At 39.5% G+C, this 24,073-nt stretch carries 18 protein-coding genes; 13 read left to right on the forward strand and 5 right to left on the reverse strand.

Going from position 1 to position 24,073, the window contains the following annotated elements; translation table 11 throughout:
• Positions 1–84: 84 nt before the first annotated feature.
• The 5 genes from QNH43_RS01710 to gnd all read left to right on the forward strand — a co-directional run bounded on the left by QNH43_RS01710 (position 85) and on the right by gnd (position 6,541).
• A complete protein-coding gene (locus tag QNH43_RS01710) occupies positions 85–618 on the forward strand; it encodes a DinB family protein (RefSeq protein ID WP_283916582.1) in 534 nt (177 codons plus the stop codon).
• Between the two features lie 806 nt (positions 619–1,424).
• The gene (locus QNH43_RS01715; RefSeq protein ID WP_283916583.1) at positions 1,425–2,156 is read left to right on the forward strand and encodes a GntR family transcriptional regulator; all 732 of its coding nucleotides are present in this window, start codon (positions 1,425–1,427) and stop codon (positions 2,154–2,156) included.
• A complete protein-coding gene (gene gntK / locus QNH43_RS01720) occupies positions 2,149–3,693 on the forward strand; it encodes a gluconokinase (protein WP_283916584.1) in 1,545 nt (514 codons plus the stop codon). The genes QNH43_RS01715 and gntK overlap by 8 nt, the downstream gene beginning before the upstream one ends.
• Before the next feature lie 18 nt (positions 3,694–3,711).
• On the forward strand, positions 3,712–5,058 hold the full coding sequence (locus QNH43_RS01725) for a GntP family permease (protein WP_076372451.1): 1,347 nt from the start codon (positions 3,712–3,714) through the stop codon (positions 5,056–5,058).
• A 79-nt stretch (positions 5,059–5,137) separates the two neighbouring features.
• Positions 5,138–6,541: a decarboxylating NADP(+)-dependent phosphogluconate dehydrogenase gene (gene gnd, locus QNH43_RS01730; RefSeq protein ID WP_283916585.1), complete on the forward strand. Its 1,404-nt coding sequence runs from the start codon at positions 5,138–5,140 to the stop codon at positions 6,539–6,541.
• A gap of 210 nt (positions 6,542–6,751) precedes the next feature.
• Here gnd and QNH43_RS01735 read toward each other — a convergent pair whose 3' ends face one another.
• The gene (locus QNH43_RS01735; RefSeq protein ID WP_283916586.1) at positions 6,752–7,099 is read right to left on the reverse strand and encodes a hypothetical protein; all 348 of its coding nucleotides are present in this window, start codon (positions 7,097–7,099) and stop codon (positions 6,752–6,754) included.
• Between the two features lie 332 nt (positions 7,100–7,431).
• Between QNH43_RS01735 and QNH43_RS01740 the strand changes: the two genes are divergently transcribed.
• The 3 genes from QNH43_RS01740 to QNH43_RS01750 all read left to right on the forward strand — a co-directional run bounded on the left by QNH43_RS01740 (position 7,432) and on the right by QNH43_RS01750 (position 12,737).
• Complete coding sequence (locus QNH43_RS01740; RefSeq protein WP_283916587.1) at positions 7,432–7,626, forward strand: hypothetical protein; 195 nt, start codon at positions 7,432–7,434, stop codon at positions 7,624–7,626.
• 1,194 nt (positions 7,627–8,820) lie between these two features.
• Positions 8,821–9,513: a coiled-coil domain-containing protein gene (locus tag QNH43_RS01745; protein WP_283916588.1), complete on the forward strand. Its 693-nt coding sequence runs from the start codon at positions 8,821–8,823 to the stop codon at positions 9,511–9,513.
• A 38-nt stretch (positions 9,514–9,551) separates the two neighbouring features.
• Positions 9,552–12,737: a biotin/lipoyl-containing protein gene (locus QNH43_RS01750; protein ID WP_283916589.1), complete on the forward strand. Its 3,186-nt coding sequence runs from the start codon at positions 9,552–9,554 to the stop codon at positions 12,735–12,737.
• 288 nt (positions 12,738–13,025) lie between these two features.
• Here QNH43_RS01750 and QNH43_RS01755 read toward each other — a convergent pair whose 3' ends face one another.
• The 4 genes from QNH43_RS01755 to QNH43_RS01770 are packed head-to-tail and all read right to left on the reverse strand — an operon-like array spanning position 13,026 to position 17,053.
• The gene (locus QNH43_RS01755; RefSeq protein ID WP_283916590.1) at positions 13,026–14,240 is read right to left on the reverse strand and encodes a Ger(x)C family spore germination protein; all 1,215 of its coding nucleotides are present in this window, start codon (positions 14,238–14,240) and stop codon (positions 13,026–13,028) included.
• Entirely contained in the window at positions 14,224–15,327 is a 1,104-nt protein-coding gene (locus QNH43_RS01760; RefSeq protein WP_283916591.1) for a spore germination protein, read from the reverse strand. Before QNH43_RS01760 ends, QNH43_RS01755 begins: the two co-directional genes overlap by 17 nt.
• Positions 15,328–15,353: 26 nt before the next feature.
• Positions 15,354–16,922 carry a spore germination protein gene (locus QNH43_RS01765; protein ID WP_434060181.1) on the reverse strand — a complete coding sequence of 523 codons (1,569 nt, stop codon included), beginning with the start codon at positions 16,920–16,922 and terminating at the stop codon, positions 15,354–15,356.
• A gap of 5 nt (positions 16,923–16,927) precedes the next feature.
• Positions 16,928–17,053 (reverse strand): hypothetical protein, encoded by a 126-nt coding sequence (locus tag QNH43_RS01770; protein WP_283916593.1) that lies wholly within the window; start codon positions 17,051–17,053, stop codon positions 16,928–16,930.
• Between the two features lie 793 nt (positions 17,054–17,846).
• Here QNH43_RS01770 and pbp4b point away from each other — a divergent pair.
• The 5 genes from pbp4b to QNH43_RS01795 all read left to right on the forward strand — a co-directional run bounded on the left by pbp4b (position 17,847) and on the right by QNH43_RS01795 (position 23,694).
• Positions 17,847–19,220 (forward strand): penicillin binding protein PBP4B, encoded by a 1,374-nt coding sequence (pbp4b, locus tag QNH43_RS01775; protein ID WP_434060182.1) that lies wholly within the window; start codon positions 17,847–17,849, stop codon positions 19,218–19,220.
• A 190-nt stretch (positions 19,221–19,410) separates the two neighbouring features.
• Positions 19,411–19,773: a hypothetical protein gene (locus tag QNH43_RS27690; protein WP_434060219.1), complete on the forward strand. Its 363-nt coding sequence runs from the start codon at positions 19,411–19,413 to the stop codon at positions 19,771–19,773.
• 115 nt (positions 19,774–19,888) lie between these two features.
• The gene (gene hutP / locus QNH43_RS01785) at positions 19,889–20,338 is read left to right on the forward strand and encodes a histidine utilization transcription antiterminator HutP (RefSeq protein WP_076372477.1); all 450 of its coding nucleotides are present in this window, start codon (positions 19,889–19,891) and stop codon (positions 20,336–20,338) included.
• Between the two features lie 114 nt (positions 20,339–20,452).
• Entirely contained in the window at positions 20,453–21,970 is a 1,518-nt protein-coding gene (hutH, locus tag QNH43_RS01790) for a histidine ammonia-lyase (protein WP_283916595.1), read from the forward strand.
• A 326-nt stretch (positions 21,971–22,296) separates the two neighbouring features.
• On the forward strand, positions 22,297–23,694 hold the full coding sequence (locus QNH43_RS01795) for an amino acid permease (RefSeq protein WP_283918266.1): 1,398 nt from the start codon (positions 22,297–22,299) through the stop codon (positions 23,692–23,694).
• Positions 23,695–24,073: the final 379 nt, after the last annotated feature.

Below are 24,073 nucleotides of genomic sequence, written 5' to 3' on the forward strand. Positions count from 1 at the left end.
TCAGAAGATGTTATTTAGTTTAGCATTGGGACGTATTACTTAACATTAAGGAGAAAGAAAATTATAAAGAAAGTGGGAGATCTATTGGATTCAAAAGAGATATTGAAGCGATTTGAACAGGTGGCTACATACTATATTGAAGAGTTAAGTAAATATTCGCTAGATGAGTTTACAAGGAAGCCTTCTGAAGATGAATGGTCATTAGGACAAATGTACAATCATTTAATAAAGGCCACCCTTCATCTTCATTTGAAAGCCATTAAGCAATGTGTTAATGGCACTACTTCCGATAGCGGTAAAAAAACAGAAATAGGCGAATCGATTTTCAAAGAAGGAACGTTTCCTCCAATCAGGTTAAAAGGTCCGGATACACCGGATTTCACACCGCCAAATCCTACAGGAAAAGAAGAAGTAAAGGAAGGACTGCTTCAAATCATTGAGAAAATGCAAGAGATAGAGAGAAAGCTCTCTGACATTCCGACCAGCCAGAAAGTTCAGCACCGGAGAATGGGATATTTAAATGCAGAGGAATATTTTCAGCTAATCGAAATGCATTTCCGGCACCACTTACGGCAAAAAGAACGTATCGATCAGTTTCTTTTAAAAGTAAGTAAGTAATCTTTATTGCTGAAGCAGTTAATGACCGTCGGAATATCAGCAAGAGCCCAGTTGAGGGAGTTTAAAGAGCTGAGAGGGCATTCAAGTTAAACCAATAAGCAGTTTACAACGAAGGTTGATTATGAAACTGTTGAATGACGAATAGAATTGTTCCGTTAAAGATCCCTTTAATGGAGTAACGAAAAAAGCCCAATTTCTCAATTTTAATACTGAGAAATTGGGCTTTTTAGTATCGAAATTTCCTTAACGTTATAAATCCGCATTTTCCTGACGTTACATCATTACCGGAAATTTTAAAGGGGAAAGGCGTTCTTTTTGCGATACAAAAGGTGAAGAGGCCAAGCTGGATGGTCAGCAATTAGAAGTAACCTAAGAAGGAAATAAACTTATCGGAGCAGGAAGAAGCTAAGCCGATAAGGTTTTACCGGTGGACGAAACAGGTTTTGCTGGAATGAAGGAGATAGAAAAATAATGGGTATTATCAAATACAATGATCTGATAAATAATGAGGCGAATTCGATGTCGAATAAAAGAATAATCATGACAGGAACCTATTTATATGGACATGCTCCTCTTTCCATGTAAACGGATAGAATAGAAAAGTTGTTCGGAGTAGCTGGATGATCCTAAATTAAACAGGATAATGCCATTCCGTGTTTCCGTTTCATTTTTTCACCAGAGCCTTCTAACATTTTTTACTTATATTAACAAGATCTAGTTGCATTCAAAATGCTTGCATTATTCATTATTATTATTATAAAATACTTGTATACAAGTGTACTTGAACTCTATTGGAAGGTGAATTTATGGCTGAATCAAAGGAGTTTCTATATCCTGTAAAGTGGCTTTCAAAAGCTTCAGCAGGTGATCGTGTAACATCCGAGCTTAGAATGCGTATTATTTCGGGGATGATTGAAAGCGGTGCCATCCTATCTGAAAATAAAATAGCTGCCGATTTCGGTGTAAGTCGCTCACCAGTTCGTGAAGCGTTAAAAATATTGGCCTCTGAAAATATCATCCGATTGGAAAGAATGGGTGCGGTTGTCATTGGTTTAACAGAAAAAAAATATGCAGAAATTTATGATGTGCGTATTCTCATCGAAACGTTTGTATTTGAACGGCTAGTAAGGATGGAAACGAATGAATTAGTGATGGAACTCAGTAAAATATTGGAAATGATGGAAATTTCCATAAAATACCGAGATGCTGATGAGTTTTCCTATCAGGATGTCCTATTCCACGAAACGATTATTCGGTCCATCGATCATTCCTATATCCTCATGATCTGGGATAATTTAAAACCTGTGATGGAAAGTTTGATTCTTCTATCCATGCGCAGTCGTTTTAAAGAAAAGTATGAAGACTTTACACGGATCATAAATAACCATCAACTTTATATTGATGCAATCAGAACAAAAGATCGGGACCTCATGATTAAGTCGCTACATGAAAACTTTGATGATGTTCAAGAGAAAGTTGAAGACTTATGGATGGCCCAACAGATGCTTTCAAAAGGAGTCGAACAAGAAAATGACTAGCTATATGTTAGGTGTAGACATCGGTACAACAAGTACAAAAGCTGTATTATTCACGAAAAAAGGCGATGTCATCGAGCAGGAGAATATTGGTTATCCTCTTTACACACCGGATATGACAACAGCGGAACAAGACCCTGAAGAGATTTTTCAGGCCGTTTTGAAAGCCTTTACAAATATAACGAAACAGCATCCAGATAAAAAGATATCATTTATTTCATTTAGCAGTGCGATGCATAGTGTTATAGCCATGGATGAAAATGACCAGCCGCTGACCCGTTGTATCACTTGGGCAGATAATCGCAGTGAAGCTTGGGCGCATAAAATAAAAGATGAATTGGATGGGCATGAAGTTTACAAACGAACCGGAACACCGATACACCCGATGTCTCCACTATCCAAAATCACCTGGATCGTGAATGATCATCCAGAGATCGCAACCCATGTTAAAAAGTATATCGGGATTAAAGAATATATCTTTAAAAAGTTCTTTGATCAATATGTTGTCGATTATTCCCTTGCTTCATCTATGGGCATGATGAATCTCAAAAATTTGGATTGGGATGAAGAAGCCTTGAGAATTGCCGGAATAACGCGTGGACAATTATCTGAGCTCGTACCAACAACAAAGGTCTTTAACAACTGTGACCCGGATTTAGCAAAACAGATCGGGATTGATCCACAGACCCCCTTTGTCATTGGGGCAAGTGATGGTGTTCTTTCAAATCTAGGTGTAAACGCGATCCGGAAAGGTGAAATCGCTGTCACGATTGGGACAAGCGGTGCGATTCGGACGATTATAGACGAGCCGAAAACAGACGAAAAAGGAAGAATCTTTTGCTATGCCTTAACGGAAAAGCATTGGGTGATTGGCGGGCCGGTAAACAATGGCGGGATGGTCCTTCGCTGGATTCGCGATGAATTTGCTTCTTCCGAGGTAGAAACAGCTAAAAGGCTTGGCATCGATGCTTATGAAGTCTTGACCAAGATTGCCGAACGTGTAAGACCAGGCGCTGATGGATTGTTATTCCATCCATATCTTGCAGGTGAACGTGCACCATTATGGAATCCGGATGTACGGGGGTCATTTTTCGGATTAACACTGTCGCATAAGAAAGAACATATGATTCGGGCGGCTCTAGAAGGGGTCATTTACAATTTATATACAGTATTTTTAGCCTTAACTGAATGTATGGACGGTCCCGTTACCCGAATTCAAGCTACGGGAGGCTTCGCAAGGTCGGCTGTTTGGCGGCAAATGATGTCCGATATTTTCGAATCGGAAGTCGTGGTTCCAGAAAGCTACGAAAGTTCGTGCCTGGGTGCTTGTATATTGGGGTTATATGCAACCGGGGAAATTGATTCCTTCGAAGTGGTTTCCGAAATGATAGGCAATACCCACAAGCACACACCGAAGGATGATTCTGTAAAAGAATATAGGCAACTACTGCCGATTTTTATTAACCTATCAAGGGTATTGGAAAACGAATATACACAGATTGCGAATTATCAAAGAAACTTAATAAATGCTACAAAGTAAAGACATGGAGGAATTACAATGCCATTAGTTATTGTCGCTTTAGGAATTGTCGCTTTATTAATTTTAATAATGGGCTTAAAATTAAACACCTTTATTTCCTTGATCATTGTATCGTTTGGAGTGGCTTTAGCACTTGGGATGCCACTTGATGGAATTGTCAAAACCATTGAAGCTGGATTAGGCGGAACACTTGGTCACTTAGCGTTAATCTTTGGACTTGGAGCGATGTTGGGTAAGTTGATCGCAGATTCAGGCGGCGCGCAGCGCATTGCCATGACCCTTGTTAAAAAATTCGGTGAAAAGAATATTCAATGGGCAGTCGTGGCAGCATCATTTATTATCGGTGTCGCATTGTTTTTTGAAGTGGGATTAGTATTATTAATTCCAATCGTATTTGCAATTTCAAGGGAATTGAAAGTTTCGATATTGTATCTTGGTATTCCAATGGTAGCGGCATTATCAGTAACGCACGGTTTCTTACCGCCGCATCCAGGGCCAACCGTCATCGCTGGTGAATATGGTGCAGACATTGGTCAGGTTTTACTTTACGGTTTCATTATTGCGGTTCCAACCGTTATTTTAGCTGGACCAGTATTTACGAAGATAGCTAAAAGATTAGTACCTGAATCATTTACGAAAACAGGCAGCATTGCCTCTTTAGGAGAACAAAAATCTTTTAAACTTGAAGAAACACCTGGATTTGGAATCAGTGTATTTACGGCTTTACTTCCGGTTATATTAATGTCAATTGCTACGATTATCACTTTGATGCAAAAAACAATGGGATTTGAAGATAATGGTCTACTAGCAGCTATCCGTTTTATTGGTGAAGCCGGTACTTCCATGTTGCTTTCCTTGTTATTTGCGGTCTATTCAATGGGATTAGCAAGAAAGATTCCAATGAAAGATATTATGGAATCTTGTACATCAGCAATCTTGCATATCGGAATGATGCTTTTGATCATAGGGGGCGGAGGAGCCTTCAAGCAAGTATTGATCGACGGCGGTGTAGGTGATTATGTAGCTGAATTATTCAAAGGAACATCATTATCACCAATCTTGCTTGCCTGGATCATCGCGGCAATCCTGCGTATTTCCTTAGGATCAGCTACCGTTGCTGCCTTAACGACAGCTGGTTTAGTAATTCCGATGTTAGGTCAAACGGACGTTAACCTTGCTCTAGTTGTGCTTGCTACTGGAGCGGGAAGTTTAATTGCTTCACACGTTAACGATGCTGGTTTCTGGATGTTTAAAGAATATTTTGGTTTAAGCATGAAAGAAACATTTGCAACATGGACCTTGCTTGAGACGATCATTTCAGTAGCTGGATTAGGATTCATTCTATTGCTGAGCTTATTTGTATAAGCCTTTCCCGGCAGTAAATCCCTCACTTATGGCAGGGATTTACTGCCTATTATTCTTAACATAGAAGGAGCAGAAATATATGTACAATACAATTGGTGTCATTGGTTTAGGGGTAATGGGCAGTAATATCGCTTTAAATATGGCTAGTAAAGGGGAACAAGTAGCTGTCTATAACTACACACGAGATTTAACGGACCAGCTTGTTGCTGAATTGGACAGTCAGTTGCTCCATCCGTATTACGAAATTCAAGACTTTGTTCAGTCTCTGGAAACTCCAAGAAAGATTTTTCTAATGGTAACTGCGGGTAAGCCGATCGACTCGGTTATCCATTCATTGCTTCCTCATCTTGAATCAGGCGATATTATCATGGACGGCGGCAACTCCCATTACGAAGACACTGAACGCAGATATGATGAATTGATATCCAAAGGAATCAGTTATTTGGGAATCGGTATTTCTGGTGGGGAAGTAGGGGCGCTAAAGGGACCTTCAATCATGCCGGGTGGAGATAAAGAGGCCTATGAAAAAGTCGCTCCGATTCTGACAAAAATCGCAGCACAAGTAAATGATGACCCTTGCTGTACCTACATCGGTCCTAAAGGAGCAGGTCATTTTGTGAAAATGGTACATAACGGGATTGAGTATGCAGATATGCAATTAATTGCCGAAACCTATACGTTTTTGAGAGAAAAGCTGCATTTGGAAGTTAATGAAATTGCTGACATCTTTGAAACATGGAATCAAGGTGAACTGAAAAGTTATTTAATCGAAATCACTGCTGAAATCTTAAGGAAAAAAGATGAAGTAACGGGCTTACCCTTGATCGATGTGATCCTTGATAAAGCAGGACAAAAAGGCACAGGCAAATGGACCAGCATGCAAGCAATTGATAACGGAATCCCAGCATCGATTATTACAGAGTCTTTGTTTGCTCGTTACATTTCTGCTTTAAAAGAAGAACGGGTTAATGCAGAAAATATTCTAACAGGCCCTGAGAACAATCAGCAAAATTTAGATAAAAATGAGTGGATTGACTATATTAGACAAGCATTATATATGGGAAAAGTTTGTGCATACGCGCAAGGTTTCACTCAATATAAAATGACTTCTGAACTTAACGGATGGGATTTGCCTTTAAAAGATATTGCGCTGATTTTCCGCGGTGGCTGCATCATTCGTGCAGAATTTTTAAATGTCATTAGCGAAGCCTATCAAAAGCAGCCGGATCTGGCGAATTTATTGATCTCACCATATTTTGCCGAAAAGGTTACAGATTATCAGGTAGGATTGCGAAAGGTTGTCTGTGAGGGAATAAACTCCGGTATCTCGTTCCCATGCTTAAGCGCTTCACTTTCTTATTACGATAGTTATCGAACAGGCATTTCAAATGCTAGTCTTTTGCAGGCACAACGTGATTATTTTGGTGCACATACCTATGAACGACGTGATTTGGCAGGAGTCTTTCACACAAACTGGCAGTGATGGAAAGTGACAAAGAAACAGTCATTTTTCAATAACCGTTCATGAATTTAAGACAAGTACTTTACTTCAATAAGAGAGTTGCTTTGGCAGCTCTTTTTATTATGTAACAAAAGGGGGTTTTTAAATTGGAGGGGGTGTGCGGGACTCCTGCGGGAAAAGCGTGTCCAGGGGAGATCCCGCAGGCTTTAATTAAGAGGCTGGAAATTTTAGTTATGGCATTTTAATTGGTGCATTTAATTGATGATAATCCCTATATGATCGATAAGATACAATTTTTTTATCCTGATAATGTCCATCCAACTGCAAAATTTTAGATTTATTGGTTTCTAAATAATAATTATACCCTTCTGTTTCTAAACTATGGAAGGCATAGGAAATTCCAAGCATTTGTTTCTTGGTGACTTTTGCATCAGGGTGATGTTGTATGAAATCAGCTAATTGTTGTACAGATGTTGATGGAGTGTCTGCGATATTAAATAATGTTTCCTTAATATTAGTCTTTACTTTATTCAAAGTAGTTTTTGCTTTATGTTTGATTTTGTTGGAACGCCTTGTCATAAATATCACTCCCACTCTGATTATAGTTAAAAGATTTATTATCTTATTTCCAATCAGCAAACGGAGTAAACACAAAATTGAAACCTGGGAGAACTTCTACTAAAAGAGAAAAAGTCTTGGTGTAAAAGATAATGTTTTTTGGGAGGTTTAATACTCAGTATAAGTGGTATATAAAGGATATCGGTTTATAGCAGTTTATTCCCACTGCTACCTTCATTATGTTAGGGGTCCTTTACGAAATAGTATCGTTTCCTGAATAATGTCGACTAGTAGCTCATATTCTTCTTTTGATTATTACTAATTATTTTCAAATAATAAAGGAGTGATAGATCATGAGGCAAATGTGTATTTACTGTTTTAAATGGGCTGACATGGATACGATGACACCAATTTTTGAACAAGGCAGGGAGTTCGTCAATTATTATTGCGAAGATTGTGTTACTGCTGTTATGGATAATTTGTTTAAGCTTCCATACAAACATGGTCGTTCCTATTCCGATGTATGCGAACAATCAAGAACCCACTAGCATCAAGCCAAGCCTTTTAATAGTTAAGCGATCGCTCATAGTCCATCTCAAAAGAGAAGGGCTTTTTTTGTTCGGGTTCTTCCTTTTCTTAATAATATTGCATTTTGCTCAAATGCCTTAATATAGGGGGAAACGGGGATTCAGAAATGAGTGCTCACCTAACATATGAATATCTTTAAAGTCGAAGGTCTCCCACAGTTTATTGATGGGTGGCCTTTTGTTGGATTCTTTTCAATCCTACTCCTACATTAAAGAACTGCCTGCCTGGCTGAAATGAAATGTACCGTCACATTTAAAAGCAATGTAACTGCAAGTAATTCCTCACGTAATTTGTCAGGAGGTTTAAAGCCTAGTTATTTCAACCCACTTAAACAATATGATCATGCCGAATATTATTAAGTGGTACTCATGAGGTAGTATATCGAATTGAGGAAAAATAAAATAGGATGTACATGATTTGATCCTGAAAATTTTGAATTTGGATTAGATATTAAACAAAATGTTCTTATATACAACAGATGGGTATCTAAATAAAGTTATCGTAATTTGTCTCTAGCTTTAACAATATTGCTCTTTATTTATTGGATAAGAATTTTATCAAAAAAAACAGTTAAGAAACTAAAGCATTTAAGGGGAAGATTAACCTGTTAAAGGAATTCTATGTTTGTTATACTCTTGACGCTGATGTTAAGTGGGAGAAAATAAAAAAAGGAATGAGCAGTAAAAAAGAGGATGTTTTACAAGAAGTCCTAAAAAGCATGGAACTCTGTGAGTATTTTATTGTAAAAAGTGAAAGTAAACATCATATTATCAATACATCTTTAATCCGTTATATACGTATTTTTGATGAAAAAAAGTAATCTCACTCCTGCTTTCTTATAATATAAGTTATGGTTGTATTCTCCTAACAGTCTATCTGGGAGGGGATTTTTCTTTGGGAAAAAAGGGGCAAACCTTTCATGCATATACAGAATAATAAAGCGTAAAGTTGCAAAAAAGTGATGTGCAAATAGCTAATTGGGTAAAGAAAGTCCAAAATAATGAGCCATTTAAGACCAGCGTGGTATATCGAATCAGTAAATATTGAAGAAGAAAATTTTTATCTGAAAGCGCAGGTGGACTATTTGTACAAAAACAGCTGAGCAAGCTTAAGTTGTATTCATGGTCGGTTAACACTTTGAAAGGAATGTAAAGATGAATAAAGAACTAGAGGATGATTTTATTGAGGCATTAATGGTTTCCCTTCAAGACGAAAGGGTCATTGAAAAGATAAAAACAATAGCAGAATCGGGCTCGTTTAGTCAAATGGGGGTACCTAAAGAGCTGCTGAGAGAAAAAGAAAAAGAAATTGCAAAGCTCCAGCAAGAGATTGAGTCGAAAAAAGAGGAAATTAGTGAGTACCGAATAATGATTGACCTACTAAATGAGAAAATGGACTCCTATTTTAATGAATTGCAAAAGAGAAGAGCAGACTACCGGGAAGCAGAAGAACTTTTCGAAGCTGTTCAACAATTATCAGAAACCACTAAAAATTCCTTGAAAGGAATCTTCAAGGGCGGTTCAGTGCAGGAATTTATTGTCTGTGGTGTGCAATATGAAAACATTTCATCTTTGTGGGATTTTATAAAAAACGAGATTATGGAAGGGAGGGAGCAGGAAAGAGTTATTTTGCTTGCCCTTTTTCAGTATTTCTTTCAACAATACAGTAAAACATACGATACTCCTTTATATAATTTACAGGAAGTGAAAATGAATGAGGTCTTCAGAGAAGACTTGTACATAAGAGCCCTCAATAGCAAAATATCCGGGAACATTACGGACATCCTGCTGCCAGGGTATATGAGCATTAATGGTAAAACCATTAAAAAATCCGTTGTGAGAATTTAGCAGGCGAAAAAGAGAATGAAAATAAAGGAGAAATAACAATGACATCGATTATTATCCCAGAGATTGAAGAAGGCATTGAAAAAATCCTTCTTATGCAATGGTATAAACAGCCGGGCGATTATATTACGGTGGGCGAAAGCTTAGCCAAATTCAGCTGTGAGGGCATCGAATTTGACCTTTTTTCAGAAAAAGAAGGTACCCTTAAAGAATTGAATGTAGCGGAGGACACTATAGTCAAGATTGGTGATCTGATATGTTATCTGGATTCTGGTGAAGCTCTTTCAGAAGAATTAATAATAGAAGTTGAAAAGCAAGAAATGATAGAAGATGAAGAGCCCCTTGAGAACGTTACAAGTTTAGCTGAAAAAAATAACATAGACAGTTCTATATACTTAATGAATAAGAACGAAGAGCAGGTTCTATTCTCACCTGAGTCCCAAACCGTTCCGGTCTCAACCATTTCAATGACTTATAAAGAAGTGAGATCTTTAATCAGCCATTTATATCAGAGTGCAGAAGAAACCTTTTTTAAAGATGAAGCGAGCTTCTTTCAAGATATTAAAAAAATGCTCCGTTCCAGATGGGTTTACATGAATAACGGGAATGTTATATATGATCACAACATTGCAGCTTTATTTCCTTATAGAAAATACTATGAATTAATGGACGAAGATTTTGACTACAAAGAGCATCTGGACGTTTCCGGTTTTAAAGGTGATGCCATGACACGAGAAGAAGCTGCCAAAAGTTTCAATACAACCGATCACCCTATATATAAGAAAATAATAGCTTTAGAGGATTACTCCACGAGTAAAAATCCTTCCATTTCAAGGATATTTGCCAATCAGACGGCTAACTCTTCTAAATCAATAGCGTTTAAATTCAACGGGTACGACATTCAAAGTTTCGATGTTGTAAATCAAAAAAACAATTTGCTGGGCAAAGGATTTTTCGTTCCCGTTTTCCGTTTAAATGGGGAAAATGCCTTTGGAATCAATGATCAAGTGGCTCTCCATCTCTGGCTGGAAAACCGTTTAGTACCAAGTGGATTAAGTGCAGAACGCCAGAAGGAGTATGATTATTTGCTGGCATTGTATCAATTAAAGGGTTTAGATCATGAAAGTTTTCTAAAAGAATTGCCATCAATAGCTATCGATTCCAAGACGTTTTATGAGAAGCTTTTAAACTCTGAAAAAGTAAGAGCTGATATTGATACATATGATGAAAAGATGCTAACAGATCCAAACCGAGGACATTGGGATTTATGGCCTGTCCTCTCTGATGAAAAACCTTTAACGATAAAACTGAATGAAGAAATAATGGCCAGAAACCCCAAAATGGATATTAGGGAGGACGGCATAGTTGGCATTGATTTTGGAACCAAAAGTACAGTGGTCGTTCATCAAGAGGAAAGTGATTTTACTCTTCCCATGCGTATTGGGGTTGGCTACCTTAACACGGAAGTACAAGATTGGCATTATGAAAATCCAACCGTGATTGAATTTATTGATTTAGAACATTTCCTGGAGCTTTATCAAGAAAAGGAAGGAAGGCCAGATACAAGGTGGCAGGATGTGACGGTTTCCCACAATGCTCTTAACAATTTGATGAATGGAAAGAGTGACCATTATTATTCCATATTGAATAATCTAAAGCAGTGGGCTGGAGAAAAGAGAAACGAGCTCCGATTAAAAGACAAGAGGGGATATGCCGTTGTACTGCGTTCCTTTCTGGACTTAGCCGACCAGGAAATCAACCCAATTGAGTTATACGCTTACTATCTCGGTTTGTATATCAATAACCAGAACAATGGGATATACCTGGACTACACCTTGTCTTTTCCAGTGACGTATGAAAAAGAGGTAAGAGAAAAAATTCTAAAGTGTTTTGAGTGTGGGTTAAAAAAGACGCTTCCTATGCCGATTCAGCAAGATGAAGAATTAATGAAAAAGTTTCGTGTCACCGCTGGGGCGAGCGAACCTGCTGCCTATGCCGTTTGTGCGTTACAGGAATACGGGTTTGAACCGGAAGATGATGAAAAGACGTACTATGGTGTGTTTGATTTTGGCGGAGGAACGACAGATTTTGATTTTGGTATTTGGCGTGAAGCGGGCTTGAAAGAAAGCAGATATGATTATGTCATCGAGCATTTTGCAGCGGGCGGGGACCGTTATTTAGGTGGAGAGAACATGCTAGAGCTTTTGGCGTTCCAAGTGTTTAAAAACAACCAAAGAACAATGCGTGAGCTAAATATTCCTTTTACTCTCCCAGCAGAATGTGTCAAATTTCCAGGAAGTGAAACGCTGATTAATGAGTCGCAAGAATCCTATTTAAATACGAAACAATTGGTAGAAAAATTAAGGCCGCTTTGGGAAAGGCATGAACGGTATGAAGAACAGTTTGGAAAAGGCATGATTCGGGCAGACTTGTTTGACAAAGCCGGACACGCAAAACTAAATGTGGAACTTTTGATCGATCAAGATGAAATGGAACAACTGATTGAGGAAAGAATTGAAAAAGGCATTAAAAATTTCTTTGAGTCATTAAGGCGTGCTTTTGCCCGATCAGAACCTAGTAAAATTAATAAAGTAAATATACTGCTTGCGGGTAATTCAAGTAAATCCCCGGTCGTTATGAATCTATTTAATAAATGGATTGAAAGGGAAGTGCAGAACACTCAAAATTGGGGAGAAGTGTCTGATAATCTTTTTGAGATTCTTCCACCACTGGGGACGGAAGGCGCTTATTTAAAGCAAGAAGAGAGAAACAGAGTGGTTAACCGAGATATTTTAACAGCCCCTACAGGAAAAACAGGCGTTGCCTTTGGGCTTGTACAAAGCAGAAAAGGCGGAAGTATAAAAGTTATTGACCGTGATATGATCAACGGTGAATCAAAGTTCAAGTATTTTCTTGGCATCGGGAGAAAAGGGAAATTAAAAACAGTGATTGATCAAGAAGAAGAGTATAGCAAATGGCATCTTTTCATTGATGCGTCAGAAGAAGATTTTGAAATTTATTACACAAGCCTGCCGGAAGCTAGTACCAACCAGCTTGATATTAAGCAGGCACAGAGGAAAAAGCTTCGAATTGGGCATGTAGATGATTCAGCTTTTGTTTATATTCGAACCATAAGCCCGACTGTTATTGAATATGTTGTTGCAGACGAAGACTCGATTTTAAATGGGGTATATTTATCTGAAATTACTAAAGTAGAATTAAGCTAATTTATCGCTTGAGAAATTCAGGAAGAAATGTAGACGGAAAATATTTTCGTGAACACACAACAGATAATTCAATTGTATGGGCATTTGTGTGGTATAAATGGAATAAGTCTCACTTGGTGCTTCGGTTAAGGTTTTATGTATGAGTGGAAAACAACTCAATTTAAGGGTAAAGGCCTCCACAGTTTACTGTGTGAGGCCTTTTCATGCTCGTCGTATTTGTATTCCTAAGAAAAAGTTTTCATTTTCAACATTTAATGCTAGAAGCTCATATGTGTTTATCCTGAGGGTTCACTTCCTTAATCCTCCTGATGTTCCATAATCGTTAATCGTTAATTGTATATTGTAGTTGATCGGGGTTTCACTGAATGTTTGGTCCCAATCCTTTTTGACCTTCTTCCAAACTTTGGGGTTCTCGATTCTCAATCGATTTCCGAAGCCGGCAACGTCCACTTGGTATTCTCTTTGCATTTTTTCCACTACATTTCTCACCAAGCGATTCACTTCTTTTTCAGCTAATTTTTCAGCTTTTTTTAGGAATTCATTTTTAAAAGCATTTCCTGGAACTACCCAGTTTTCAGACAGTCTTCCCACAGATTCAATGTTTACTTCAAAAGAGATGTTGTCTCCTTTAACTCGTGGTATGATCCTGCTTTTCATGGACTCTATCTCATACACAATCAGCTGACCTGTCTCTTCATCAAAGCTTTTCACTACACCGCCTTTTCCCTTACCTGTTATCCATGTTACGCCCTCCAGTTCTTCCTCATTTAAAAAACCAGTCATTTTGTGTGTCTTACCATCGATCACTGCAGCACCAGCAAATTTGACTTGCCCATTCACTGATAGTACATTTTGCAACAGAAAACTAGATTCTGATTTGATCTTACTTTCTATTTTAATTAGCGACATAGGAGGCAAAATCCTCGTTGTTCGATAGGCATTTTCCACAATGCCAACCAGGCGAAATGCTGGAATCTCTCCTGCTGTCTTTGTTTCCAGTGTGTTGCTTGCTCTTCCTTTACTGATGAGCAAAAGACAGCTTGGTCTAAAATCATTATCACGAAAATTAAGATCAAGTAATTGTTCCAAACCATGTGATTTTGCAAGACTTTCACTGATAACAATCACTTTCATATGGTTAGCGGTTAAAGGTTGTTCGTTTCTCAATGCTAATTCACGAGTCATCTGAAGGATGGAATCTCCCGTTTGAGAAACATTCAAATAAGCTTTTTGTTGTGGTCCGGCTTGTTTCGTTGTTGAACTTGCTACTTGTGGAGTGATAAGTTGATAGGTTGAAGTAATCAGGTCTTTTCTCAAATATCCTTCCCCTTGTTCATTTAACTCTTTCTCAATGAAGGTCTTCCTTCCTTTATCAAATGCCATACCTATTCCTAAACTTTGTTCTTCAATTTCATGACTGCTCCAACATCCTGTAAGAAATAAGAGCAAAAGAACGGAGAGGGAAACGAAGAGAGGCCGAATATTTTTATGTGTTTGTTTCATATTTTCCTCCCTTTACTCTTGAGATAATAAGCAGGAGAAGCGGAAGTAAACCAAATAAGAACAGTGCGACATTGCCGACAAGATCTCCAAGTTTAAAGAGGTCATTGATATTCTTCGGAACCATGGCAATGATGTAGAGAATTGGAAGCAGCCCAAACATAAATGGGTGAATGCTCTTCTTGGAAAGTTGAGCCAGCCCTAAAGCAGCTGCATAAAATGTTATCGTGAATGTGGAGAAAATTTGCATGATCCATACCACGAGCAATAAAGATTCAAACCGTTCAAAGATTAAACCGGCGACTTCAAAACTTCGAATAAGATCAAGTGTCGGCCATGTTCTCGTGACCACTCCATCAATAGATAATGCCCCGATAACCAATACGACCGTTATCACGTAAAAAATCAATGGAATGGAAACCCCGACAAGAACCGCTTTTACCGCTTTTTTTGGCTGATTCATAAACGGAAGAAGCAGTAACATGATTTCAGCCCCTGTAAAAGCGAGAGACGTTGTTTTTACTCCTTTAAGTACAGGTATAATTCCTTCTCCTAATACCGGACGCAGATTATCGATTTCAAATATTTTAAAGCTCATAAAGGTAACAACTAAAAAAAGGATAACTGTCAAAGGTAATATAATTTCAAAAAGGCGGGCAATCGGGTTAATGCCGCCGATGATCAGATAGAGACCCACCCACATAAACAACATAATGATTGCCCAGGTAGGGGTACCTTCAAGAAGTAAAAACCTTATAACCTCCGCCATCGAACGGATCTGAAACCCGGAAGTCGTAAGGAAATAACAGATTATAACTAAACTGATTACCCCACCCGCCCATTTTCCAACAATATCATTAATGTATTGATAAAAGGTTTTGTCGGGAAACTGTTGGCTTAACTTGACCATGATCACCCCAGTGATTAACGCGATAACTCCGCCTATAATAACGCTTATCCATACATCTGGTGTATGTACCTTCTCCGTAGATGATCTGGGTAGGGTGAGTAATCCGGTACCGAGTATAAAGTTGATGACAATGACAGCTGCTTGAGGAGTTGTAATTTTGTCTTTCGGACTGAGAATCATTCTTTAACCACCCTTTCACCGATAGGTTATCCTTTACGCATGGGGTTTTTTGTATGCATCATCTTTGGACGGCGTTTCATCATCATAAGTGGCATGCGAACCATCAGGTCTTTCCACTCACCTAAGCGATAAGGAACGGCTGGACTCAAATAAGGCACGCCAAAGCTTTTTAATTTCACTAAATGGCTGCTCATTAAAAGAAAAAAGAGAATGACCCCGTACAATCCAAATGTGGCAGCACACAGCATGGCGGGAAAACGAAGAATCCGTAATGTAAACCCAGCACTATATTGCGGAATGGAGAATGATGAAATAGCGGTTAACGCTACTACAATGACCAAAACAGGGCTAATGATCCCTGCCTGTACAGCAGCTTCCCCTATGATTAAACCGCCGACAATTCCCATTGCGGGACCGATCGGCTTAGGCAATCGCAGTCCTGCTTCCCGCAAAATTTCGATGGATATTTCCATGAATAATGCTTCGATAAGTGCCGGAAACGGTACCCCGGACCTGGTTCCGATAATGGAGATGGCCAGTTTGGTCGGAATCAGCCCTGAATGAAAGGAGATAAAGGCTATATACAAAGACGGTGTAAAAAGTGCCAGAATAGCTGCGAGGTAACGAAGCATACGTATGAATGTGCCAGGAATCCACCTTTCATAATAATCTTCCGGTGATTGTAACATCATGCTTAAGGTAACCGGAACAATCAAAGCGAATGGTGTCCCATCTAATAAGATGGCTACCCGACCTTCCATCAAAGCAGCGATTACGCGATCAGGACGTTCTGTATTTTGTACCTGTGGAAAAGGACTAAGGTAATTATCTTCAATAAGTTGCTCTACATAACCTGATTCCGGCACACTATCAAGATCAATTTTCTTAATTCGGTTTTCCACCTCTTGAACTAATTCGGGATCCACAATATCTTTTATGTAAGCGACGACCAAGTCTTTTTTTGAACGCTTTCCTACCTGGAATTTCACTAAGGATAAATTCTCGATTTCACCACTGCCCCTTAAAAAAGAGGTATTATCACTCAATGATTCAGTGAAACCGACCCGTGGGCCTCTGACTAATGCCTCTGAGACAGGCTCTTCGATCGTCCTTGTTTTAAGTTTTGTAGTTCCAAGGATCAGCGCATCCATTGATCCATCAATTAAAAGAGCGGTAGAACCTTTGAGTACTTTAGATGCTAAATCTTTAATGGAACGAACTGCTTCAATTTCACTAATGGATAACACTTCATTTTTTATAAATTCTTTTGAAATGCTTCCTTTGAGGTAGGGAAGGTCCTGGTTATATTCTGCTGAAAAATCAACCATCAACGAAGGCATAATATGCTTATCAATGAGATCTTTATCCGATAGTCCATCCGCAAAAATGATAACTGACCGTATACCGGTACGCCCTAGATTAAATTCCCGAAAATGCACATCCCAATTATGGCCAATTTCTTGCTTAACACATTCAAGGTTAAAATTAAAATTATCCGTAAACTGACACGTTGCATCTTGGGAGGTAGTTGCTTCTTGTTTGTCTTTATCGGTACCTTTTTCTTTTTTACCAATCCTTGATATCCACTCTTTCATCATCATCACTCATCCTTTGAGGTACGAAGCCATTTAAACAATTCGCTGATTACAAACGGAATAACGAACGCAATAAAAGCTTGTATAAAAACCTGCCATTCTGGAAGGTAGGAAACAATCGTTTTCCACATTTTCATCACCCTATACTTGTCTCAGATAGCAACTGAAATCTGTAAAATTCCTTTATTTCTCAAATAGTATTAATATCTTCTGCGTTTCTTATGCAATGAAGTTAAAAGCTCTTAGCGTATTCGCATCACTTTATACTTGTACTAGCTATGTGGAAAAAGTGATTTAGAATATGGTGGAGGAGAGAAAGAAATGAAATCGATTTCTGGGACATATCCGAATGATTATAGTGAGATTTAATAAACAATTGGTTGAGATGTTGAGTGAAGCTTTAGAAAGTAAAAAAGAGGGTTTTTTCTTATCGGTGCTTTTACTGGGTATTTTAATTAATGATTTATAATAATCGGCTTTTCCTCTTGAAATGGAGAAGACTTATGCTCATGATTTGAAATATAATTTTAAAGGCTGTTTTCGCATACTTTGTTGCTATTCACCAAGTAATGCGGTGTGGTTGATTTCCCCTCCAATGCTCGCTTTCCGCTCCAATCAACCTTAAATCGTTTCGTTTTAAAAACAACAATCTTTACGAAAAGATCCATTTTAAAAATATATATATCAAATTGAAATGATGTTCAAAAACATATATACTAAAAATTGAGAATTATTTGTAAGTTTTATCTACTTTTGGGAAATTTGCGCATTTATCAACTTGAGAACAAGATACCCGATCGCTACCCGGAACGGAAAAGGATACACGATTATCACAAAATAGATCGGAATGAATCTTTCGATATGGGTCAAAAGGCAAGTTGTTTCTTAGTTATTAAGGTGCGATTTTAAAGGGGTGAAAAAATGGTGAATATATGGACAAGCTGCACACTTAGTTCAATTCTGGCTCTTTCCTTACTAGCACCATCCGTGTCTTTCGCTAATGAAAATTCGAATCAGGAAGCCGCTGTGAGTAAGGAAACTGCCAGCCAGTATCCCATGTTAAAGAAAGCAAAAAAACCTGAAGAAGCGGGATTTTCGTCTGAAAAGCTGGAAAAGGTGGATCAGCTTATTGAAATGGAAGTGGCTGCCGGTTTCCCTGGTGCTGCGCTGATTGTCATAAAGGACGGAAAAATCGTTAAAAGTGAAAGCTACGGGTACAAACAGAAATATAATGAACATACACCTCTTAAGAAGTTTCGGAAAATGGAAAATGAAACGTTATTTGACCTTGCTTCAAACACGAAGATGTATGCAACCAATTTTGCCATTCAGAAATTGGTCAGCGAAGGAAAGCTTAATATCCAGGCAAGAGTCCAGCAATACATTCCAGAATTCAAAGACACGGAGGAGGATGTGATCAAAGGAAAGGACAATCTGAGGGTTATTGATGTTCTTCATCATACTGCAGGTTTTAGACCTGATCCGCAATATCATAATCCAAAAGTTTCGAAAGAACTCTACTCCCAGGAACGGGATAAAACCATCGAGTTCATTTCCAAAACACCGCTCACATATGTACCCGGAACACAGAATGTATACAGTGATGTCGATTATATGCTGCTTGGCACCATTGTTGAAGAAATAACGGGGATGCGGCTTGACACCTATGTTGAAAATGAATTGTACAAGCCGCTTGGCTTGAAGAATACAAAGTTCAATCCTCTTCAAAAGGGCTCTAAGCCAATGGATTTTGCTGCAACTGAATTGCTTGGTAACACCCGGGACGGCGTGATAGATTTCCCTAACATTCGCACATACACACTTCAAGGGGAAGTACATGATGAAAAAGCCTTTTATTCGATGGGGGGAGTTTCAGGGCATGCAGGTCTTTTCTCCAATACGAAAGATATGGCCATCCTCCTGCAGGTGATGCTGAATGGCGGGGGATACGGTAAACATATGTTATTTGATCAAGAAACCATCGCTGAATTCGTCGCACCGTCCGCGATGAATCCTACATATGGACTTGGGTGGAGACGAAATGGCGATGCTAGCATGGAGTGGATGTTCAGCCCTTATGCGAGCGACAGTGCCTACGGTCATACTGGATGGACTGGGACGGTCACGATCATTGATCCGGAGAAGGATTTAGGGATTGTGCTACTAACTAATAAAAAGCACTCTCCGCTCGTTAACCCTGTAGCCAATTCCAATCAGTTTTTTGGTGACCTCTTCAAAACAGGAAGCTATGGAAGTGTTGTGACTGCGATTTATGAAGCATTGGAAACGAATGAATGAATATATATATCCATAAAGTTAAAGTCCTCCGATTAAAGTCGGGAGGCCTTTATTCTTGTTACATGAATGTCTGGATTTCTTTTAGCCACATTTTAGTGAATCGATTGCCATTGGAGTTGGAGTACAGATAGAAAAGGAACGCAGGCTTTTATTGCTGATTTCTGTCGCATTGGCAGGTGTATGCGTTTGGGTGGGCGGGGGCATTACGTTTTTAGGCCTGATCGCACCGCATATAGAAGTGGGGGCGAGATGCAAAACTACTGCCACTGACTGCAATCTTAGGTTCCTTATTGCTGCTATCTGCCGATACTTTAGGAGGAGTCATCATGGCCCCAATGGAATCGCCAGTGGGGATTATCGTTTCGATTTTAGGAGCGCCGTATTTTATCTACTTGCTCTTGAAAAACATTTAGAATATATGGAGATGTACATAAAAGTTTCAGAAAAAAAGCCCATTTTCCAGGACGTTAATGAGAAGGGCTTTTTTGCATTCACGGGTTTTCAAAGAATATCGATGAGAGCTGTACGGGTAGAAAGCGGCATTGGGGAGTGATGGATCATCCCCTAAAAGATTTATTTTTTAAAAATATATTGACTGAATGGCTTGTATCCGCTTACAATAATATTAGTTATTAGTGTATTTAGAAAATTGTAAAAGAGGTACCTGCATGACAAAGGAATTCGACAGAAGAATCGGGCGCCATGCAATCATGTACGCGTTTGCGGACGAAGAGGAAGAAGTCATATTGACGAATAATCTAAAGCGGATGGATTGGCTTTATGGAAAAGGTAAAGTCGGTTCAATGGAGCTGCAGAAAATAGTTGCGGCCATTGAGACATCAGCGAAAAGACTTGGATTAGTCAATCCCGATATGTATCGTGAAATGCATGCGCTGTATCATGCGATCATCGAAGCACTCCAAGGAGTGACACGCGGCCAAGTCGAGCTTGGCGGTCTTTTGAGGACTGCGGGCCTTCGGTTTGCAATCGTTCGGGGCAGGCCGTTTGAAAACGGGGACGAAGGTGAATGGATTGCTGTCGCCGTGTATGGAACGATTGGAGCACCGGTTCGGGGATTTGAACATGAAGCCGTTGGCTTGGGAATTAACCACATTTGAATAATTAAAAGCCTATAGTTATTTAGTGAAATAGGGGGCTGTATTGAAGGACTGGATAAGTCTGTCAATATGGCCTCCTTTTGTGTGTTTAAAAAAAGAATAGGGGTGCTGGAAATGATTATGTTAACGGGTCAAACTTTAACGATTGAAGAAGCGAAAAAAGTATTGTATGGAGAGGCATTTGTCACGGCTTCTGCCGAGAGTGTTAAGAAAGTGGAAAAAAGCCGGGAAGCCGTTGAAAATATCGTGAAACAAAAGAAGGTCGTCTATGGCATCACAACAGGTTTTGGTAAGTTCAGCGATGTTTTGATTGATGCGGAGGACGCAGAGCAGCTACAGTGGAATTTGATTCACTCCCATGCGTGCGGAGTCGGGGAACCATTTCCAGAAGTGGTTTCGAGAGCTATGGTCCTTCTCCGTGCCAATGCGCTATTAAAAGGGTTTTCAGGCGTCCGTCCTATCGTCATTGAACGTTTGATCGATCTTTTGAATGCTCATATCCACCCGGTCATCCCTCAGCAAGGTTCTCTTGGAGCAAGTGGGGACTTGGCGCCGCTTTCCCATTTAGCGCTAGTATTGATGGGAGAAGGGGAAGTGTTTTATAAAGGAGAGCGAATGGAGGCCATCGTAGCTTTATCGAAGGAAGGCATTCTTCCAGTGACACTTAAAGCAAAAGAAGGTCTTGCATTAATTAACGGAACACAGGCCATGACAGGGATGGGCCTAGTAAATTACATTGAAGCTGAACAGCTGGCACATCAAACTGAAGCAATTGCTTCACTGACTTTAGAGGGATTACGCGGCATTGAAGATGCCTTTGATCCGGATGTTCATCTAGCACGCGGTTACCGCCAGCAAACAGAGGTCGCGGAACGGATCCTTCGCATGATCAGCGGCAGCCAGCTCATCACCAAGCAAGGAGAACTGCGGGTACAGGATGCTTATTCGCTCCGCTGCATCCCACAAGTGCATGGTGCATCATGGCAAACTCTTGATTATGTAAAAGAGAAATTGGAGATCGAAATGAATGCTGCGACGGATAATCCGCTTATTTTTGACGATGGGGAAAAGGTTATCTCAGGGGGTAACTTCCATGGCCAGCCGATTGCATTTGCGATGGACTTCATGAAAATCGCCGTTGCCGAGCTTGCGAACATTTCAGAGCGCCGCATTGAGCGACTCGTCAATCCTCAGCTGAATGATTTACCGCCATTCTTAAGTCCGTCGCCTGGCTTGCAGTCGGGAGCGATGATCATGCAATATTGTGCAGCTTCACTCGTCTCTGAGAATAAAACACTCGCACATCCTGCAAGTGTTGATTCCATTCCATCTTCAGCGAACCAGGAAGACCATGTAAGCATGGGAACGATTGGCTCCCGACACGCACATCAAATCATTCAAAACGTTCGCCGCGTTTTGTCGATCGAGCTCATTTGTGCCTTGCAAGCGGTGGAATACCGTGGAATAGAAAAGATGGCTCCGTTTACAAAAGAGTTTTATACGGAAGCAAGAAAGCTCATTCCGAGCATTACACAAGATCGTATCTTTTCAAAAGATATCGAAGCAACGGCAAGCTGGTTACATCAAATCGATTGGAATTCATTTATTCATAGGAGTTTACCTACAACATAATATGAAGTGCGGAATATCCGAATAAACGTTAGGCTTATAGCCCATTGACTTGGGTTTTAAGCCTAATATCGTTATGTAAATGCTACTAGTTCCCAGAAATCCAAAAAAAGGTCCCAGCAATAGAGAAAATGACCTTGAAATAGTAAGAAATGCAGGAAATGACCATTTGATGGAATGATCGACTTTACCTATTCGTGCTAGATTAAATATGCATTTTTGGAGGGGAATCTAATTTGGAAAATCGGCAATTGCAACCACCTGTCATAAATGAACAAAACCAGCCGTCAAATTCTTTACAAAGGAAGCTGAAAGCGCGCCATCTTACGATGATTTCGCTGGGCGGTGCGATTGGAACAGGACTGTTTCTCGGAAGCGGGCCGGCCATTCATTCTGCAGGTCCTGGCGGTGCTTTGGTCGCTTACGCCGTAATTGGCATAATGGTTTATTTTATTATGACAAGCCTCGGGGAACTGGCATCATTTATGCCAGTCAGCGGAGCTTTCAGTACCTATGCTTCACGTTTCATTGACCCGGCATTAGGATTTGCGCTTGGTTGGAACTATTGGTTCACTTGGGCGATGACCCTTGCTGCAGAACTATCTGCCGCTACGATGGTAATGAAGTTTTGGTTTCCTGACAGCTCGTCTTTTTTATGGAGTTCTTTGTTCCTAGTTTTGATATTCTTATTAAATTACGTATCTGTTAAAGGGTATGGCGAAGGGGAATATTGGTTTTCCCTCATCAAAGTCGCAACCATCATCATTTTTATCGTTGTCGGAATATTGATGATATTCGGAATCATGAATGGGGATGCGATTGGTTTTAAAAACTTCACAGTTGGTGACGCTCCGTTTGCCGGTGGTTTTTTGGCAACATTGGGTATCTTCATTGCTGCTGGATTTTCTTTTCAAGGTACAGAAATAGTCGGTGTTGCAGCCGGTGAAAGTGAAGACCCGGCAAAAAATGTACCTCGTGCAGTTCGCAGCATTTTTTGGAGAATCTTCCTCTTTTACATCCTGGCCATAGTTGTTATTGGATTGATCGTTCCCTATACGAATGGCAATCTGCAGGGACACACGATCATGGTTAGCCCATTTACGATGGTGTTTGAAAAAGTGGGACTGGCATTTGCTGCTTCCGTGATGAATGCCATCATTTTGACAGCCGTATTATCCGCTGGTAATTCAAGTCTTTACGTGACAAGCCGAATGTTATACTCAATGGCAAAAGATGGGCTGGCACCGCGTATTTTCGGGAAGCTTAACAAACGCGGCGTTCCCATTTGGGGACTGGTTGTCACTTCACTTGTAGGGATGTTGGCTTTTTTTGCTTCCATTTTCGGTGATGGAGTTATTTATATTTGGCTTATGAATGCGGTTGGAGTCACTGGATTTATATTTTGGCTGGGTATAGCGGCTAGTCATTACCGGTTTAGAAAGGCTTACATTGCCCAAGGGTATTCACTGGACGATCTTCCCTATAAATCTAAATGGTTTCCTTTCGGACCGATATTTTCCTTTGTTCTTTGCTTTTTCGTTTTATTGGCGCAAAACTATCAAGCCTTTCTCGGTGATGGCATAAACTGGGCAAGTGTAATCGCTGCCTATCTTGGCATCCCATTCTTTCTGATAATGTGGCTTGGTTATAAGTTCATTAAGAAAACAAAAGTAATACCGCTAGAGGAATGCCAAATCGATTTTGATGAACATAGGAATGCCAATTAGTATGTATTGATGATATGGATCAGCCTTGAAATGAAATTGTTGTTTCAAGGCTTTTTTCTTTTAATGAAACACATTTCCACGTGTGTCTGCATTAAAATATACCGTAGAAAAAAATAGGATATTCCAATCTTGCCAGTTCCAGAACCGCTAAATATTTACCCATTTTTTATGACTGAAAATCGCTTCTTCCGTTTTTTGGATCATTATAGTTTTAAAAAAAATTGAAAAAAATTTGCGGCGGATGATGGGCGTTTATGATTATAGGAAGCCAAAGTGTTGGTATATCAAGGTTTTTAGAGTCTTTTGGAACCTTTGGAATCGATGGTGAAAATGGGCTTTTTAGGCAAGAATTCCGTCCCACATCATTTGAACTTATATT

This window comes from Peribacillus simplex (assembly GCF_030123325.1).
In the GTDB taxonomy this organism is placed as follows: Bacteria; Bacillota; Bacilli; order Bacillales; family DSM-1321; genus Peribacillus; species Peribacillus simplex_D.

Excerpts from the sequence above, each read along its gene's own strand:
- QNH43_RS01765 (WP_434060181.1), bottom strand. The coding sequence starts at position 16,922 with ATGAAAGAGTGGATATCAAGGATTGGTAAAAAAGAAAAAGGTACCGAT.
- hutH (WP_283916595.1), top strand. The coding sequence starts at position 20,453 with ATGATTATGTTAACGGGTCAAACTTTAACGATTGAAGAAGCGAAAAAA.
- QNH43_RS01725 (WP_076372451.1), top strand. The coding sequence starts at position 3,712 with ATGCCATTAGTTATTGTCGCTTTAGGAATTGTCGCTTTATTAATTTTA.
- QNH43_RS01755 (WP_283916590.1), bottom strand. The coding sequence starts at position 14,240 with ATGAAACAAACACATAAAAATATTCGGCCTCTCTTCGTTTCCCTCTCC.
- gnd (WP_283916585.1), top strand. The coding sequence starts at position 5,138 with ATGTACAATACAATTGGTGTCATTGGTTTAGGGGTAATGGGCAGTAAT.
- QNH43_RS01715 (WP_283916583.1), top strand. The coding sequence starts at position 1,425 with ATGGCTGAATCAAAGGAGTTTCTATATCCTGTAAAGTGGCTTTCAAAA.
- QNH43_RS01740 (WP_283916587.1), top strand. The coding sequence starts at position 7,432 with ATGAGGCAAATGTGTATTTACTGTTTTAAATGGGCTGACATGGATACG.
- QNH43_RS01770 (WP_283916593.1), bottom strand. The coding sequence starts at position 17,053 with ATGTGGAAAACGATTGTTTCCTACCTTCCAGAATGGCAGGTTTTTATA.
- QNH43_RS01760 (WP_283916591.1), bottom strand. The coding sequence starts at position 15,327 with ATGATTCTCAGTCCGAAAGACAAAATTACAACTCCTCAAGCAGCTGTC.
- QNH43_RS01750 (WP_283916589.1), top strand. The coding sequence starts at position 9,552 with ATGACATCGATTATTATCCCAGAGATTGAAGAAGGCATTGAAAAAATC.
- QNH43_RS01745 (WP_283916588.1), top strand. The coding sequence starts at position 8,821 with ATGAATAAAGAACTAGAGGATGATTTTATTGAGGCATTAATGGTTTCC.
- gntK (WP_283916584.1), top strand. The coding sequence starts at position 2,149 with ATGACTAGCTATATGTTAGGTGTAGACATCGGTACAACAAGTACAAAA.
- QNH43_RS01795 (WP_283918266.1), top strand. The coding sequence starts at position 22,297 with ATGATTTCGCTGGGCGGTGCGATTGGAACAGGACTGTTTCTCGGAAGC.
- QNH43_RS01735 (WP_283916586.1), bottom strand. The coding sequence starts at position 7,099 with ATGACAAGGCGTTCCAACAAAATCAAACATAAAGCAAAAACTACTTTG.
- hutP (WP_076372477.1), top strand. The coding sequence starts at position 19,889 with ATGACAAAGGAATTCGACAGAAGAATCGGGCGCCATGCAATCATGTAC.